Source organism: Pseudomonas sp. S2_F03 (genome assembly GCF_054668335.1).
In genome coordinates, this window is sequence record NZ_CP162759.1 from 3777976 (window position 1) to 3794323 (window position 16348).

General features: G+C 61.6%; 10 protein-coding genes and 2 pseudogenes. 8 read left to right on the top strand and 4 right to left on the bottom strand.

Annotated features, from left to right (window positions below; translation table 11 throughout):
- Both AB4N76_RS17625 and AB4N76_RS17630 read left to right on the top strand, forming a co-directional pair.
- The gene (locus tag AB4N76_RS17625) at positions 1–1458 is read left to right on the top strand and encodes an N-acyl-D-amino-acid deacylase family protein (protein ID WP_460163303.1); all 1458 of its coding nucleotides are present in this window, start codon (positions 1–3) and stop codon (positions 1456–1458) included.
- Between the two features lie 120 nt (positions 1459–1578).
- Positions 1579–1947: a glyoxalase superfamily protein gene (locus AB4N76_RS17630; RefSeq protein WP_077430924.1), complete on the top strand. Its 369-nt coding sequence runs from the start codon at positions 1579–1581 to the stop codon at positions 1945–1947.
- A gap of 117 nt (positions 1948–2064) precedes the next feature.
- On the opposite strand, the gene AB4N76_RS17635 is transcribed toward AB4N76_RS17630, so the two are convergent.
- From AB4N76_RS17635 to gliR, 3 genes are all read right to left on the bottom strand, one after another.
- Complete coding sequence (locus tag AB4N76_RS17635; protein WP_046031861.1) at positions 2065–2433, bottom strand: DUF6124 family protein; 369 nt, start codon at positions 2431–2433, stop codon at positions 2065–2067.
- Between the two features lie 458 nt (positions 2434–2891).
- On the bottom strand, positions 2892–3854 hold the full coding sequence (locus AB4N76_RS17640) for an IS110 family transposase (RefSeq protein WP_046031124.1): 963 nt from the start codon (positions 3852–3854) through the stop codon (positions 2892–2894).
- Positions 3855–4086: 232 nt separating this feature from the next.
- Positions 4087–5103: an AraC family transcriptional regulator GliR gene (gene gliR, locus AB4N76_RS17645; RefSeq protein WP_046031862.1), complete on the bottom strand. Its 1017-nt coding sequence runs from the start codon at positions 5101–5103 to the stop codon at positions 4087–4089.
- A gap of 211 nt (positions 5104–5314) precedes the next feature.
- Between gliR and AB4N76_RS17650 the strand changes: the two genes are divergently transcribed.
- The 6 genes and pseudogenes from AB4N76_RS17650 to AB4N76_RS17675 all read left to right on the top strand — a co-directional run bounded on the left by AB4N76_RS17650 (position 5315) and on the right by AB4N76_RS17675 (position 15338).
- On the top strand, positions 5315–6910 hold the full coding sequence (locus AB4N76_RS17650) for an FAD-binding oxidoreductase (RefSeq protein WP_460163304.1): 1596 nt from the start codon (positions 5315–5317) through the stop codon (positions 6908–6910).
- Between the two features lie 5 nt (positions 6911–6915).
- Positions 6916–8516 (top strand): annotated as a pseudogene (locus tag AB4N76_RS17655) (glycerol-3-phosphate dehydrogenase/oxidase).
- Positions 8517–8674: 158 nt separating this feature from the next.
- Positions 8675–10243 (top strand): FGGY-family carbohydrate kinase, encoded by a 1569-nt coding sequence (locus AB4N76_RS17660; RefSeq protein WP_046031958.1) that lies wholly within the window; start codon positions 8675–8677, stop codon positions 10241–10243.
- Positions 10244–10482: 239 nt separating this feature from the next.
- Positions 10483–11772 (top strand): phospholipase, encoded by a 1290-nt coding sequence (locus AB4N76_RS17665; RefSeq protein ID WP_460163305.1) that lies wholly within the window; start codon positions 10483–10485, stop codon positions 11770–11772.
- Between the two features lie 70 nt (positions 11773–11842).
- On the top strand, positions 11843–13798 hold the full coding sequence (locus AB4N76_RS17670; protein WP_175648961.1) for a DUF1302 domain-containing protein: 1956 nt from the start codon (positions 11843–11845) through the stop codon (positions 13796–13798).
- Between the two features lie 165 nt (positions 13799–13963).
- Positions 13964–15338, top strand: a pseudogene (locus tag AB4N76_RS17675) (DUF1329 domain-containing protein).
- Positions 15339–15473: 135 nt separating this feature from the next.
- Here the strand turns inward: AB4N76_RS17675 and AB4N76_RS17680 are convergent.
- Positions 15474–16337: a methyl-accepting chemotaxis protein gene (locus AB4N76_RS17680; protein WP_460164620.1), complete on the bottom strand. Its 864-nt coding sequence runs from the start codon at positions 16335–16337 to the stop codon at positions 15474–15476.
- Between the last annotated feature and the right edge of the window lie 11 nt (positions 16338–16348).

Here is a 16348-nt window from a genome sequence, read left to right on the forward strand (position 1 = left end):
ATGATGTACGACACGCTGATTCGCAACGCCCTGGTCATCGACGGCAGCAATCGTCCTGGCTACCCCGCCGATGTGGCGATCCTGGACGGGCGCATCGAGCGCATCGGCGATTTGCACGATGCCACGGCCACCGAAGAAATCGACGCCGCCGGGCGTGTGCTGGCGCCGGGTTTTATCGATGTGCACACCCATGACGACACCGTGGTCATTCGCCAACCGCAGATGCTGCCCAAGCTCAGCCAGGGTGTGACCACGGTGATCGTCGGCAACTGCGGGATCAGCGCTTCGCCAGTAAGTTTGAAGGGCAATCCGCCGGACCCGATGAACCTGCTCGGCACCGCCGCAGCCTTTGTTTATCCGACGTTCAGCGATTACCGCGCAGCAGTCGAAGCGGCAAACACCACGCTGAACGTTGCAGCACTGGTCGGGCACACCGCGTTGCGCAGTAACCACCTCGACGACTTGTTCCGCACCGCCACGGCGGATGAAATCAGCGCAATGCGCGAGCAACTGCGCGAGAGCCTTGAGGCCGGCGCGTTGGGGTTATCCACAGGCCTGGCGTACGCCAGCGCGTTCTCGGCGTCCACCGATGAAGTGAAGCAACTGACCGAAGAGCTGACGGCGTTCGGTGCGGTGTACACCACCCATTTGCGCAGCGAATTCGAACCGGTGCTGGAGGCCATGGACGAGGCTTTCCAGATTGGTCGTCATTCGAAATCCCCGGTGATCATTTCCCACCTCAAATGCGCGGGTGCCGGTAACTGGGGGCGCAGCTCGCAATTGCTGGCGTCCCTTGAACACGCGGCGAAAACCCACCCGGTGGGCTGCGACTGTTATCCCTACGCGGCCAGTTCTTCGACGCTGGATTTGAAGCAAGTCACCGATGCGCACCGCATCACCATCACCTGGTCGACACCGCACCCGGAAATGGGCGGCCGCGACCTGATGGACATCGCCGCCGAGTGGAACCTGTCGTTACTCGACGCCGCCCGCCAACTGCAACCGGCGGGTGCGGTGTACTACGGAATGGACGAAGCGGATGTCCGCAGAATCCTCGCGCATCCGCTATCGATGGTCGGCTCTGACGGATTGCCGGAAGACCCGTTCCCGCATCCGCGATTGTGGGGCGCATTTCCACGGGTACTCGGGCATTTCAGTCGCGATGTCGGGTTGTTTCCGTTGCACACGGCGGTACACAAGATGACCGGGCTGTCGGCGGCGCGGTTTGGCTTGAAAGAGCGTGGCGAGATTCGTGAAGGCAACTGGGCGGATCTGGTGTTGTTCAACCCGGTGACCATTCGTGACGTGGCGGATTTCAATGACCCGCAACGGGCGGCGGAAGGCATCGATGGCGTGTGGGTCAACGGTGTATTGAGTTACAGCGAAGGGCAGGCGAACGGCAAAAGGGAAGGGCGGTTCCTGGCGCGGCAAGGGGATTTGCGTGATGGGTTTGTGTGAGCATTTTTAGTGGTCTGTCACACTGGTGGCACATTGCAACTAAAGAAAGCCGCTACCAAGCCGAAGCGCTGACAATCGGCCTAGCTACACTGGGCGTCATTTCAGTCAGGGAGTAACTGCATGAGCTTCGGTAAAACCACCCCGATCCTGCGGATTTTCGATGAAGCGAAGGCGTTGGAGTTTTACGTCGACTTCCTGGGTTTCAAAGTCGACTGGCAGCACCGTTTCGAAGCGAACTTCCCGTTGTACTTGCAGGTGTCTCGTGGCGAATGCGTGCTGCACCTGTCCGAACACCATGGCGACGCCACGCCGGGTTCGGCCCTGCGCATCGAGACCGGTGAACTGGAGGCCTTCCAGCAGCAGTTGATTGCCAAGGAATACGCGTTTTCGCATCCACAGATTCAGGCCATGCCGTGGGGCAGCCAGGACATGACCATCGCTGATCCGTTCGGCAATCGGTTGGTGTTCACCAACGCGATCAGCCTTTGAGCTGAAAAGCCCCCGCCGCACAAAGAAGCCCGCTGCCAAACCATTGCGGTTTGGCCGCGGGCTTTTTCGTTCAGGGATCAGAGGCCTATGTGGCAAGCGTCCTCGCCACCGCACTGATCACTCCGTGGGCACTAATTTATCCAGCACTTGATTGACCGCCATTTCCGCCACCATGACCACTTGGGCGATACCTTGCACGGTTTTGCGGTGCGAGCCCTGGAGCAGGGCGGCGAAGTCGTTGAGCATGACGGTGGCTGAGCCCAGGGTTTCGCTGGCGTCGGCCAGCAAGGGTTCCGTGCCGGACGCCGGGTTGGCCATGTAGAGGCGGTTCGGTTGGTAGGGCGTCGCCATGATCTGGGCGGCCGGAGGAGGACCAAGATAGTGGTTGAGCGCGCGCTCGGCGGCTTCGTGGAATTTCTTTGACTCAGGGGTTTCGTAGGGGGATGCCGGATCGGTGTCCGGTGGGTTTGGCGTAACTTTGAACATGGGAGCGTACCTTGTAAGGCCGCATCCCTTTCGCTGCTAAGCGAATGGGTGGCGGCTATGCGCAAGTTAGCAGACCGGTCGCATCCCATCCCGGCGCACCCGAAGGTGCCATGCGCACAGCCACCATCAAGCGTAGGCAAATGCCTGACTGGATGATACTTGTGCAACCAGGAGCGAACATAGCCGGGCTGCTAAACCCGATCACTGGGAATCAGTGACCCGATCCAAGTTACCGAGCAGCCCGCAAGCGCACAAGCCGGCGGATTCTGGCGTAGTCGTAGGCAGCGGCGCAAGGATCTGTGGGCGTTGTCACGTAACGCTGAGTGTCTTTAAACACCCGCGCTGAAAGGTGTTTATTGCGTTGTTGCGACTGACGCCTTCGCGAGCAAGCTCGCTCCCACAGGGATTTTGTGTGGTTCACAAAATTGGTGGTCAATGAAGATCCACTGTGGGAGATTCTATGTTGCAGGGGAACCCTGCAGCCTTAAATTTGGCTGGTATTCGCTCTGGTTTTTCATGAGAGCGAATGCCACCCGGCATAGCTTGCGGGCGAGGATCACCAGGGCTTGGGTTTTTGCCAAGCCTCTGACGAGATAGGACTCATAGTACGGTTTCCAGGTGGCAGACCGACAAGCCGCCATCGCCGCGTTGTGAGCCAGGCGCCGCAGCTCCGTATCGCCTTTTTTGGACAGGTGGCGAGGGCTGTTCTTCTTGCCTGAATCCTTTGCTCGCAAGTCCATCCCCAAAAAAGCAATGAATGCATCGCCGTTGGCGAAGTGACCGCGCATGAATGCGGTCGCCAAGCCCATAGCCGTAAGCTCACCGATCCCCTCAATGGCTTTGCAGCGCTTGATGTTTTCGGTGATGCCTGCCTTTTTGCTGACTTTGTGCAGTAATTTCTGGATGGCTTGCTCCGCTTGTTTGAAGGACTTCAATTGCCGGGCCAATTCATCCTTCAGAAGCGGCTCACCTGACCAACTCAGCGTCATGCCCACACGCACATTGATAAGCTCTGCGCGTCTATGAAGCAGACTTTTCAACACCTTGTAGGCCTGCGGAGGTGGACTCCAGAGGCGCAGTCGATCCTGCTCGCTAGACAGGTAACGCGCGAGCAGGCGCGCATCACAAGGGTCGGTTTTCGCCCGTTGGCCAATGCTTTCGCGGTAGTGGCTCAGACGATAAGCATCCACAACGTAAACCCGGTGTCCCATTTCATGGGCCAGTTCGACCGTGTCCAAGTGGTAAATGCTGGTGGCTTCCAAAGCAATTGAGCTTTGCGCAGGCAGAGCTTTGAGCCAACGCCCAAGAGTCTCTCGGTCGTTGTTGATGTGTTGAGTGGTTTGCATGTCTTCGCGGTAAGCGACGATTTCGGCCTTGGCTACATCGATACCGATTACCGTTGGCGAGGTAAGGATTGTCATGACGAATCCTCGGAGCTAGGGTTTAAGGGCTTGTCGGGGTTTACCCTTGCGCTGGCTTGCCTCTATCGTCGGTTTTACCGATGAATTCCTTATCGGCGCTTCGGGTAGAAGGGGCGGGACGAGAAGTCTCCCACGGTCCGTACTGGCTAGAGTCGGAATCGAGCTTTTAGTCCCGCCCACCCCTTCAAGTCTAAACATACAAGCGAGCTTGCTCGCGAAGAGGCCAGCGCAGTCACACCCGATGAGTCTGGCGAAACTCACCGGGCGGCATCCCGCGCCGGCTTTTGAACGTGCGGTGAAACGAGCGCGGTTCGGTGAAGCCCAGGTACTGGGCGATGTCCTGGATCGGCAAGGTGCTGTTGAGCAAGTAATGCTCGGCCAACTCCTGGCGCAGGTCATCGAGGATCTGCTGGTATGACGTGCCGGCCTGATGCAGTTGGCGCTGTAGCGTGCGCACGGATACGGCGAGATGTTCGGCCACCTGTTCCTTGCGTGGCAGGCCCTCCTTGAGCAACTGGCGCAGGATGCTTTTGACCCGCTGTTCCAGCGACGCGTCCTCCAGCGTGGCCATCAATCCCATCGCGTGTTCTTCCAGGGTGCGCAGCAATTGCGCATCGGCCTGGCGCAAGGGCAACTGCAAGTATGGCAACGGCACAATTAGCGCCGAGTAGGGCTGGTCGAACAGGACCGGGCAGTCGAAAAACTGCTCGTATTGCGCCAGCGCCGTGTCAGCCGGGCGTGGATGTTCCAGCCAGACGGCGGCCGGCGACAGATGGGTATCGGCGATCCAGCGTGCGTATTGCAGCCAGGAACCGAGCACGTTTTCCACCAGGTGACGACGAATCCGCGGGCGTTGATGGCGGCAGGCCCAGATCAGGTGCACCTCGCTGCCTTGCACCTCGGCGCGGCTGACGCCCATGTCGCCCACCAGCTTCTCGAAGGGCATGATGCGGCTCATGGCATCGCCCAGGGTCGCGCAGTTCATGGTGATGTAACCCAGCACACTCCAGGAGTTGGGCAATACAAAACGCGCGGCATTGAGACCGAACAACGGATCGCCCGAGTGTTCGCAGAAATAATCGAGCAACCGTTCATGGGCTTCACCCGGCAACCGCAGGCTGTTGTCGCTCAACTGCTGCGCCTGCAACCCGGCTGCCGCCAACGCAGGCTCGATGGCCACGCCCAGTTGTTCGGCATGACGCAGGTATTTGAGCAGCGGCGGAACTGAAGTGAAGCCCAGGGATTGCATGATCGTCTTCCTTTGATCAAGGCCCGCATGCGCGGATGAATGCCCGTGAAAGGTAATTTGAAACCACGGCTAAAGTAAATGGCTGACACCTGCGCGACGTTTGACTCAATTGGCTACTCGAACTGGCCGGATGCGACCGTGACACTTTCGGGCCGCTGATTAGTATGGGGGCCTGAAATTTCACTGATCAGAACCGCAAAAGGACACACGCATGCGACGCTGGAACGGCTGGGGAGATGCAACCACGGTGGTCGAACTGCCGGCCCAGGGCGCGAGTTTTCTCGCGCAACGGTTGGGTGACGGTCGAGCGCTGCCCGATGCCACGCTTGAGACGGCATTGGCCCGTGTGCCGGCATCGCGGTTGCAGGAACACCCGCTTTTGAGCGTGGATGCCCATGATCGTTTGCTGCATGCACGGGGGCAGAGCCTGCCGGACTGGCTGGCGTTGCGCGAAGGGGCTCTGGGGATTTATCCCGACGCCGTGGCCTTTCCCGAGACGGCTGAACAGATTCGCCAGTTGTTGGCGCTCGCGCAGCAGCAGGACCTGTGCCTGATTCCTTATGGCGGCGGCACCTCGGTGGCCGGGCACATCAACCCGCCGAGTTCCGCGCGGCCGGTGGTGACGGTGTCCCTGGCCCGCATGAATCGCCTGCTGGACCTCGACGAACAGAGCCTGCTGGCCACCTTCGGCCCCGGCGCCAGCGGGCCACAGGTGGAAAGTCAGTTGCGCGCCCGGGGTTACACGCTGGGGCATTTTCCGCAGTCGTGGGAGCTCTCGACCCTCGGTGGTTGGGTCGCCAGTCGCTCCAGTGGCCAGCAATCGTTGCGCTACGGGCGAATCGAGCAACTGTTCGCTGGCGGCACTCTGGAAACCTTCGCCGGACCTCTGGAAATCCCCACCTTTCCGGCCTCGGCGGCCGGTCCCGATCTGCGCGAGGTGGTGCTGGGTTGTGAAGGCCGTTTCGGGATTATTTCCGAGGTCAAGGTGCGGGTCAGTGCATTGCCCGCTGATGAACGTTTCTACGGGGTCTTTCTGCCCGATTGGACCCAGGCGTTGCAAGCCATCCGCCAGTTGGCCCAGGCGCGCGTGCCGCTGTCGATGCTGCGCCTGTCCAACGCGGTGGAAACCGAAACCCAACTGGCGCTGGCCGGTCACCCGCAGCAGATTGCCTGGCTGGAAAAGTACCTGAACCTGCGCGGCGCCGGTGCGGGCAAATGCCTGTTGACGTTCGGCGTGACCGGTAATCGCAAGCAAAATGCGCTGTCCCTGAGCCAGGCCCGTCAGCACCTAAAGGCTTTTGGCGGGGTGTTTACCGGCACCTTGCTCGGCAAGAGGTGGGCGCAGAACCGCTTCCGTTTTCCCTACCTGCGCGAGAACTTGTGGAACGCCGGTTACGTGGTCGACACCCTGGAAACCGCTACCGACTGGAGCAATGTCGACAACCTGCTCACCCTGATCGAAAACAGCCTGCGCGACGCCTTGGCGGCTGAGGGCGAGCGGGTGCACGTGTTCACTCACCTGTCGCATGTCTACGGCGAAGGGTCGAGCATCTACACCACCTATGTGTTTCGCCCGGCGGCGGACTATCCCGCCACCCTGGCGCGCTGGCAGGCGCTCAAGCACGCGGCCAGCCAGACCATCGTCGACAACCACGGCACCATCAGTCACCAGCATGGCGTGGGCAAGGACCACGCGCCGTACCTGCTGCGCGAGAAGGGCGCGCTGGCGATGGACACCTTGCAGGCGCTGAGCCGACATTTTGATCCGGCCGGGCGCCTCAACCCTGGCACGCTGTTGCAGGAGTGACGGCCATGAGCCTGGACTGGAACGCCGCGTGGCGACAGCACGTATTGCCGACGCTGGCGGATGAAACCTGGGACCTGATCGTGATCGGCGGCGGCATCAGCGGCGCCGGTATCCTGCGCGAGGCGGCGCGCCGTGGCTGGCGCTGCCTGCTGCTGGAACAGCGCGATTTCGCCTGGGGCACCTCCAGCCGATCCTCGAAAATGGTCCATGGCGGTTTGCGTTACATCGCCAAGGGCCAATGGCGCCTGACCCGCGATTCGGTGCGCGAACGCCAGCGCCTGCTCGACGAAGCGCCGGGGCTGGTGGAACCGATGAGTTTCATGATGCCGCATTACCGTGGCGGCTTTCCCGGCCCACGGGTGCTGGGTGGTTTGTTGTCCATCTATGACGCGTTGGCCGGGCGGCGCAGCCATCGCTTCCATGACGCGCAACAACTGCATTATCTGGCGCCGGGCGTGAAGGAAGATGACCTGCTGGGCGGCACCTGTTTTGTCGATGCGCTGACCGATGATGCGCGTCTGGTGATGCGCGTTTTAGGCGAGGCGCGAGGCGACGGCGCCGTGGTACTCAACGGCGTGCGCGTGGAGCGATTGCTGCGTGAAGAGGGGCGCGTTTGCGGGGTTCAGGTCAAGGACTGCGAGGGTGACGGATTGCTGACCTTGCGTTGTGGTGTGCTGGCCGTGGCCACTGGCGCCTGGGCCGAGCGCTTGCGCCTGCCCGATGCCCCTCGTCAGTTGCGCCCGTTGCGGGGCAGTCACTTGTTGCTACCGGGCTGGCGTCTGCCCGTGGCGCAGGCTTTCACCTTCCTGCACGAGCGCGACCGTCGACCGGTGTTCGTTTTCCTTGGGAGGGCGCCACGGTGGTCGGCACCACGGACCTCGATCATCACGAAGACCTGGACCAGAGCGCGAGCATCAGCCGCGAGGAGCTCGACTATTTGCTGGCGGCCTGTACTCAACAATTTCCCCACGCAGAGGTAGTCGCTGACGACGTGCTGTCGACCTGGTCCGGGGTGCGCCCGGTGGTGGGCAGTGCGGCGGGTGAACATCAAGGCAAACCGTCGAATGAAACCCGCGAGCATGTGCTGTGGCAGGAGCCTGGCTGCGTGACCCTGGCCGGCGGCAAGTTGACCACCTTTCGCCCGCAGGCCATCGAAGTGCTCAAGGCCTGCGCGAACATGCTCGAACGTCCCTTCGATGATGACGCCGGGCCGGTGTTTGCCGCCGTACCGCCGCTGGCGATCCCGGGGCTCAGTGGCAGCCAGTGGCGACGTCTGGCGGGGCGGCATGGCCGTGATCTGCCGAGGCTGGCGCAACTGCTCGCCGAGTTGGGTCATGACACGGTTGGCGTCACGGATACGTTGTGGGCGGAGCTGGCCTTTGCCTGCGAGTCGGAAATGGTCCTGCACCTGGATGACCTGCTGCTGCGCCGAACCCGTCTGGGCCTGTTGCTGCCGCACGGTGGCGAGGATTATTTCACTGCGATTCGCCAACTCTGCCAACCACGACTGGGCTGGGACGACGAGCGTTGGCAGCAGGAGCAGCAGCGCTACCAGGCGTTGTGGCAACGTCATCACGGTTTGCCCTGCGACCCTGCAGCCCTGTAGCAGCTGTCGAGCGCAGCGAGGCAGCGTTCGGCGGCGAAGCCGTCGCCCCCGTGATTGCGAGGACGTTGTCCTCGGACGCAGCCTCGCTTCGCTCGACAGCTGCTACGGATTAGAACATTCAGGAATGCGCGCCACCCATGCCCATTGAAGAGAGCTCCATGGATAACCACCCGAACAAGCGTTACCTGCTGGCCATCGACAATGGCACCCAGAGCGTGCGCGCGCTGCTCTTCGACCTGCAGGGCAATTTGCTGGGCAAAGGCAAGGTCGAGTTGCAGGCCTATTATTCGACTCAACCGGGCTGGGCCGAGCAGGACCCGGAGTATTACTGGGCGAAACTGGGGGAGGCCTGCCAGCAGGTGTGGCAGCAAACCGGTATCGATCGGTCGCAGATTGCCGGCGTTTCCCTGACCACCCAGCGCGGTACTTTGATCAACGTCGATGCCCAAGGCAAGCCGCTGCGCCCGGCGATCCTGTGGCTCGATCAACGCCAGACTGAAGTCGAAGGCGGCATCAAGGGGCCGTGGGGCTGGCTGTTCAAACTGGTCGGCGCGCAAGCCACCGTGGATTATTTCCGCGCCCAGGCCGAGGCCAACTGGATCGCGAAGCACCAGCCTGAAGTGTGGGCGGCGACCGACAAGTTTTTGTTGCTCTCGGGGTTTCTCACCCATCGCCTGTGCGGGCGCTTTGTCGATTCCGTGGGCTGTTGCGTCGGTTACCTGCCGTTCGATTTCAAACGTCTGAAATGGGCCGCGCCCAGCGACTGGAAATGGCAGGCATTGGCGGTGCGCCCCGAGCAATTGCCGAGCCTGCACAAGCCCGGCGAAACCCTGGGTTTCATCACCGCTGAAGCCAGCCGCCACACCGGTATTCCCGAAGGGTTGCCGCTGATCGCCGCGGGTGCCGACAAGGCCTGTGAAGTGGTGGGTTCCGGCGTCGTCGACGCGAGTACGGTGTGCCTGTCCTACGGCACCACGGCGACGATCACCAGCACCCGGTCGCGCTACCTGGAAATCGTCCCGTTGATTCCGCCTTACCCGTCTGCGCTGCCGGATCAATACAACTGCGAAGTGATGATCTATCGCGGCTACTGGATGGTCAGCTGGTTCAAGAACGAGTTCGGCCTGCGGGAAATGCAGCAGGCCAAGGCGCAGGGCATCGAGCCCGAGCAACTCTTCGATGCGCTGGTCAATGCGGTGCCGCCGGGCTCCATGGGGCTGATGTTGCAACCCTACTGGTCGCCCGGCATCCGCGAACCGGGTGTGGAGGCCAAGGGCGCGATGATCGGCTTCGGTGATGTGCATACCCGCGCGCATATCTATCGGGCGATCCTCGAAGGCCTGGCGTATGCCTTGCGTCAGGGCCTGGAGAAAATCGAGAAGCGCTCGAAAGTCTCCGTCACGCGTTTGCGTGTTGCCGGTGGTGGCTCCCAGAGTGATGCGGCGATGCAGCTCACGGCCGACATTTTCGGCCTGCCGGCCGAGCGTCCGCATGTCTATGAAGCGTCCGGTCTGGGCGCAGCGATTTGCTGCGCGGTGGGGCTGGGTCTGTACGCGGACTTTCCCACGGCGATGGCGGCCATGACGCGGGTCGGTGCGGTGTTCATGCCACAACCCGAGGCGCAGCAGGTCTATGAGCGACTGTACAAAGAGGTGTACTTGCGCATGTACCGACAGCTCAAGCCGTTGTACCAAAGCATCCGCAAAATCACCGGTTACCCCGCTTAGAACAACACCGAAAACCCCTGTGGGAGCGGGCTTGCCCGCGATTGCGGTGGGTCAGTGAAATCAGTAGTGACTGACACTGCGCATTCGCGAGCAAGCCCGCTCCCACATTGATCCGTGGTGTTTTTTGCACCTTGGGCGTGGCGCTATCGGAGAACTTTTCTGGTGAGATTGGACAGTGTCAGGGGCAGGGTCGGTTGTTAGGCTCAACCCCACAGCACATCCAATAAGAACCAAAAGCAATGAAGCTGACCTTTCTCCTGCTGCTGCTTTGTGCAACCGCCCCGATGGCGTGGGGTTGGTCCAACCATACGGTGGGCAGCTACCTGGCGTTGCAGGATTTGCCGGCCTTGCGCGAAGCCCCTCAGGTTGAAGTCGAGCCGCTGGAGCAGTTTCTCGCGCAACAATACCCCGCCGTGATCGCGCTGCTGGACGAGCAGGAACGCTTCGCCCGCGAGCACTTCGCCCAGTACCCGCCGCGCCCCGATAACCTGCGGCTGCCAGCCGAGCCTGGGGACAATCTGCGACACGACTTCCTCACCGCGTTGCGGATCAATCCCCACATTCATCTGGCCATGGTTATCCAGCCATTGCCGGGCAAGGATTTGCCCGAGCGTGAACACCTGAAAGCCGAACAGGTCATGGTCGAGCAGACGCTCTCACCCTGGAACCGCCAGCGTTTCATCCGTGTGGCTGACGGCGAAAAAGTCGCGCCCCTGGCCGTGTTGGCCAGCGCCGCCGATGAACCGGATTACGGCCACGACATCAACCTGTTCAGCGACAACCCAGGCTTGGTGGGCGCGTTGTACGGCTTCGGTCCGCAGTCTTTCGGCGACGCGCGGTTTCAGTACAGCTCCCAGGCGCCGTTCCATATGGGGTTCTTCCATGAGAGCCCGGTGGTGTATGCCGCCGCCGGGTTTCTTCAGCGCAGCTGGCCGGACTGGCGCGCCTACCAATACATGGGGTTGGCGCGATTGGCGTTCGCCAGTGGCCATCCGTATTGGGGTTATCGCTTTCTCGGTTGGGGCCTGCACCACGTCCAGGACTTGACCCAGCCTTATCACGCCAAGCCGCTGCCCGGCGTCGAACTGGCGAGCCTGTTGCTGTTGGAAAGCAAGGCGTTGGCCGGCTTCGATGCCGACAAGCACGCGGCCATTGAACGGGTCGCGACCCGGCACATGGAAGTGGAGAAATATCAGTCGACCTGGCTGCGTCGCTTGCTGCGCGAAGGCCAGCCACACCCGATGCTCAAGGCTTACGCCGACCTCGTACAAGACGTTCGCTACCCGCCGTACTCGGTGGACTACCTGCGCGAGGTGGTGAGTGCCGAGTCTGCCGAGGAATCCGCCGCGTTCGATGAAGCCATCGGGCAGTGGCTGGACACGGCACCGGTCACCAGCGATTTCAGCGCCAGTAATCAAGTGAAGCGCGAAGACTACGACCACCCGGCACTGAATCAGCAGATGTTCACGCTGCTGGGACATTTCGGCGCGCACAGCCGGATTTATGTCAATGCGGGGTTGGCGCCCTAGCCATCGCGGCAGCGTTGCCCACTCACACAGCAATCATAAAAACAATAAACCCAGGGAAGAGGAACAGATCATGAGCACTCGATTACGCCTGTCTGGCGCGGCGCTACCTGGCGTCGGCCTGGCAGGGCTGCTGCAACTGTGCGCGGTCGACGGCGTGCAGGCCGTGGAATTCAGTGTGCTGGACAAACAGGTCACGGGTTCGTTCGACAGTACCTTGTCTTATGGCCGCTTGTGGCGGGTCCAGGGCCGGGACAAAAACAACGATGACGTCAACACCAACGACGGTAATCGCAACTTCGACACCGGGCTGGTTTCCGAGGTGTACAAGATCACTTCGGAACTTGAGGCCAACTATCAGAACTACGGGATGTTCATGCGCGGCACCGCGTTCTATGACACCCAACTGATGGACAAGCGCAACGATTACTACCGCAACAACAACCCGTCGCAACCTAGCCAGAGTTACCCCCAGGACGACCACTTCACTGGCCAGACCCGCGACATCGCCGGCAGCCGGGTGGAGATGCTCGATGCCTACCTTTATGGCAACTGGGACGTTGCGCAAATGCCTGTCACGGCCCGTGTCGGGCGCCAGGTGTTCAACTGGGGCGAGGGGATTTTCTACCGTGGCGGGATCAACACCACCAACCCGGTAGACGCCGCCAAGTACCGGTTGCCCGGGGCCGAAGTCAAGGAAGTGCTGGTGCCGGTGGAAGCGCTCAGCTTCAACATTGGCCTGACCGACAGCCTGACCCTGGAAAGCTTCTACCAGACGAACTGGAAGGAAACCCGTATCGACCCGGTCGGCACCTTCTACTCGCAGACGGACCTGTTCGCCGACGGTGGTAACACCGGCTACAACAATTTCAGCAACACCGCGCTGGACACGCCGGTTCCCGGCTTCGGCAACGTGATCGGACTGTACACCGCACTGGGCAACAATCCGTTGCTCAACCAGGCCCTGAGCACCACTGGCCTTTACGCCAACGGCGTGACCCCGGCTTTCGGCAACACCCTCAAGGTGGCCTCGGTCGGCAAGGATTACAACGCGCGCAACGACGGTCAGTTCGGCTTTGCCTTTCGCTACATTGCAGAAGAACTCAACAGCACCGAGTTCGGCGTGTACATGGTCAATTACCACGCCAAGGAACCGACCATTTCCGCCGACCTGGGCGGGTACCAAGGCGTCGACATCAACGCGCTGACTAACGTGTTGTCCGGTGTGGCGGGCAGTCAGGCGGGGCAACTGGCCAACGGCCTGACGACCATTGATGTGTTGGGCAGTATTCAGGCCCATCGTCGCTACGCCGAAGACATCCGCATGTACGGCTTCAGCTTCAACACCACCCTGGGCGAGGCGTCAGTGTTCGGTGAAGTCGCGTATCGGCCGAACCTGCCCATCGGTGTCGCCGCCACCAACGACCTGATCGGCGACCTGGCCAATGGCGCAGCTGCTGCCGCGTCCGGCAAGACCATCAACATTGGCGGGCAGATGGTCACGCTCGACAGCCAGATCAATAACGCCGAGCGGGTGGAAGCGTTCAACACGTCCCTGGGCACCATCTACAACTTTGGCCCGAGTCTGTCGTTCGACTCGATGTTCGGCGTGTTCGAACTCGCCTCCGAGCACTTGCGCGGCAGCGATCTGCAATACACCGCTTTTGACGGCAGCACCCGTTACTACGCGGGCACCGGCAACTTTTCCTATGTGTCCGGCGGTGAGCGCAGCGACCAGGTCAACCGCAACTCCTACAGCTACACCGCGATGCTCAACGGCACCTGGAACGACGTGTACGCCGGGGTCAACGTCTCGCCCTACGTCGTCTACAAGGATGACTTCAAGGGCAACAGCTATCAGGCGGGCAACACGATCGACGGCCGCAAGGCCTACACCCTGGGGATCAAGGCCAACTACCAGAACAAGCTGGAGGCCGAGCTGCAATACACCGAGTTCTACGGCGGCGGGCAGGACAACGGTGTTCGCGACCGAGACAACGTCGGCTTCAACCTCAAGTACTTCCTTTGATTGCCAAGAACAAACGTCGCGGCAGCTCATCTCCCTGTGGGAGCGGCGGTGCGGCGATCCGACTTGCCCGCGATGACGGCAGCACATTCGACATCAATGTTGGCTGACCCACCGCAATCGCGGGCAAGCCCGCTCCCACAGGTTTTTGTATTTCGGAGAACGATCATGTTTCACACTTCACGACTCACCAAGACTGCACTGGTGCTGGCCCTGAGCCTGGCCACCGGCAGCGCAATGGCCGCCATCACGCCGCAACAAGCCGAGCAATTGAAAACCACGCTGACGCCGCTGGGTGCCGAGCGTGCCGGCAACGCGGCCGGGACCATTCCGGCCTGGAGCGGCGGCATCACCCAGGCGCCGGCCGGCTACAAACCGGGTCAGCATCACCCGGACCCGTATGCGGCGGACAAGCCCTTGTTCACCATCACCAAGGCCAACCTTGACCAGTACAAGGCCCACCTCAGCCCGGGCCAGATCGCGCTGTTCAACAGCTACCCCGACACCTTCCAGATGCCGGTCTATACCTCTCGTCGTTCGGGGTCGGCGCCGCAGTGGCTGTATGACAACACCTTCAAGAACGCGACATCGGCCAAGCTGCTCGACGGCGGAACCGGTTTTGCCGATGCCTATGGCGGCGTGCCGTTCCCCGTGCCCAAGGATGGCGTCGAGGCGCTGTGGAACCACATCACCCGTTATCGCGGCATCTACGTGGTCCGTCGTGCCTCCGAAGCGCCGGTACAGCGCAACGGCAGCTTCGCGCTGGTGACGTCGCAGCAGGAAGGGATGTTCAACTACTACCGTCCGGGCGGTCAGTTCGCCGACCTGAAAAACATCCTGTTTTACTACCTGGCATTCGTGAAGAGCCCGGCCCGGCTGGCCGGCGGTGCGGCGTTGATTCACGAGACCCTGGACCAGCTCAAGGACCCGCGCCAGGCCTGGGTCTACGACGCCGGCCAACGCCGTGTGCGGCGGGCGCCGAACCTGGCGTATGACACGCCGATCGCCTCATCCGACGGCTTGCGCACGGCGGACGATACCGACCTGTTCAACGGCTCGCCGGACCGCTACGACTGGAAGCTCAAGGGCAAGCAAGAGGTCTACATTCCCTACAACAGCTACAAAGTCGGCAGCCCTGAGGTGAAGTACGCGCAGTTGCTCACGCCGGGCCACCTCAACCCGCAATACACCCGTTATGAGTTGCATCGGGTCTGGGTGGTCGAAGGCACGCTCAAGCCAGGTGCGCGGCACATCTATTCCAAGCGCGTGCTGTTTCTGGACGAGGACAGTTGGGGCGCTGCGCTGGTGGATCAATATGACGGGCGAGGGGGAGTTGTGGCGGGTGTCGATGGCCTACCTGAAAAACTTCTACGACCTGCCCACCACCTGGAGTGCGATGGACGTCTTCCACGACTTACAGGCGCGTCGTTACTACGTGCAGAACCTGGACAACGAAGAACCGGAAACCGTGGACTTCGCCCAATCGGTGCCGGAAGACGCGTACTTCATGCCGTCGGCCTTGCGTCAGCGCGGGACGCGGTAACTTACCTGACGCATTCGCGAGCAAGCTCGCTCCCACAGAGGACTTGGGGTCGTTCACAAATTCTGTGGTTCGACCCCGTACCTGTGGGAGCGAGCTTGCTCGCGATTGGATCGTTGACTCAGCGCTGACGGAGCGTCAAACGCGGAAGTGGCTGACCATCTGCTGCAATTGACCACCCAACCGCGCCAGTTCAACACTGGAGGCGGCGGTTTCGTCGCTGGCGGCGGCGGTCTGTTCGGACACATCGCGCACGTTGATGATGCTGCGGCTGATTTCTTCGGCCACCGCGCTTTGCTGTTCGGCAGCGGCGGCGATCTGCTGGTTCATCGACTGGATGTTGGACACCGTGCGGGTGATGTTCTCCAGCGACGCGCCGGCCTTGCGGGTCAGGGCGACGCTGCTGTCGGTGAGCGCACGGCTGTTGTTCATCACCGCCGACACTTGTTGCGTACCGTTCTGCAGAGCGGCCACCAGGCCTTCGATTTCTTCGGTGGATTTCTGCGTACGCTGGGCCAGACCCCGCACTTCATCGGCCACCACCGCAAAACCACGACCGGCTTCACCGGCACGGGCCGCTTCAATCGCAGCGTTGAGCGCCAGCAGGTTGGTCTGCTCGGCGACGGCTTTGATCACGTCCATGACACCGCCGATCTTGTCGCTTTCCTGTTGCAGCACGCTCATGGCTTCGGTGGAACGCACCACTTCGCTGGCCAGACGCTCGATCTGGGCGATGGCTTCGTTGACCACTTTGTCGCCTTCGCGGGCTTCGCCGTCTGCCGCTGCGGCGGCTTGCGAGGCTTCTTCAGCATTGCGCGCGACTTCCTGCACGGTGGCCGTCATCTCGTGCATGGCCGTGGCGACCTGGTCGGTCTCGATCTTCTGGCTGTTCACCCCGGCACTGGTTTGTTCGGTCACGGCCGACAGTTCTTCGGCGGCGCTGGCAATTTGCGTGACGCCATCGCGGATGCCGCTGATCAGGTCGCGCAGGGTCACACCCATGCGCGCGATGC

Bases quoted from the DNA above. Each gene is read 5' to 3' on its own strand.
- AB4N76_RS17625 (WP_460163303.1), top strand. From the start codon at position 1: ATGATGTACGACACGCTGATTCGCAACGCCCTGGTCATCGACGGCAGC.
- AB4N76_RS17630 (WP_077430924.1), top strand. From the start codon at position 1,579: ATGAGCTTCGGTAAAACCACCCCGATCCTGCGGATTTTCGATGAAGCG.
- AB4N76_RS17635 (WP_046031861.1), bottom strand. From the start codon at position 2,433: ATGTTCAAAGTTACGCCAAACCCACCGGACACCGATCCGGCATCCCCC.
- AB4N76_RS17640 (WP_046031124.1), bottom strand. From the start codon at position 3,854: ATGACAATCCTTACCTCGCCAACGGTAATCGGTATCGATGTAGCCAAG.
- gliR (WP_046031862.1), bottom strand. From the start codon at position 5,103: ATGCAATCCCTGGGCTTCACTTCAGTTCCGCCGCTGCTCAAATACCTG.
- AB4N76_RS17650 (WP_460163304.1), top strand. From the start codon at position 5,315: ATGCGACGCTGGAACGGCTGGGGAGATGCAACCACGGTGGTCGAACTG.
- AB4N76_RS17660 (WP_046031958.1), top strand. From the start codon at position 8,675: ATGGATAACCACCCGAACAAGCGTTACCTGCTGGCCATCGACAATGGC.
- AB4N76_RS17665 (WP_460163305.1), top strand. From the start codon at position 10,483: ATGAAGCTGACCTTTCTCCTGCTGCTGCTTTGTGCAACCGCCCCGATG.
- AB4N76_RS17670 (WP_175648961.1), top strand. From the start codon at position 11,843: ATGAGCACTCGATTACGCCTGTCTGGCGCGGCGCTACCTGGCGTCGGC.
- AB4N76_RS17680 (WP_460164620.1), bottom strand. From the start codon at position 16,337: ATGGGTGTGACCCTGCGCGACCTGATCAGCGGCATCCGCGATGGCGTC.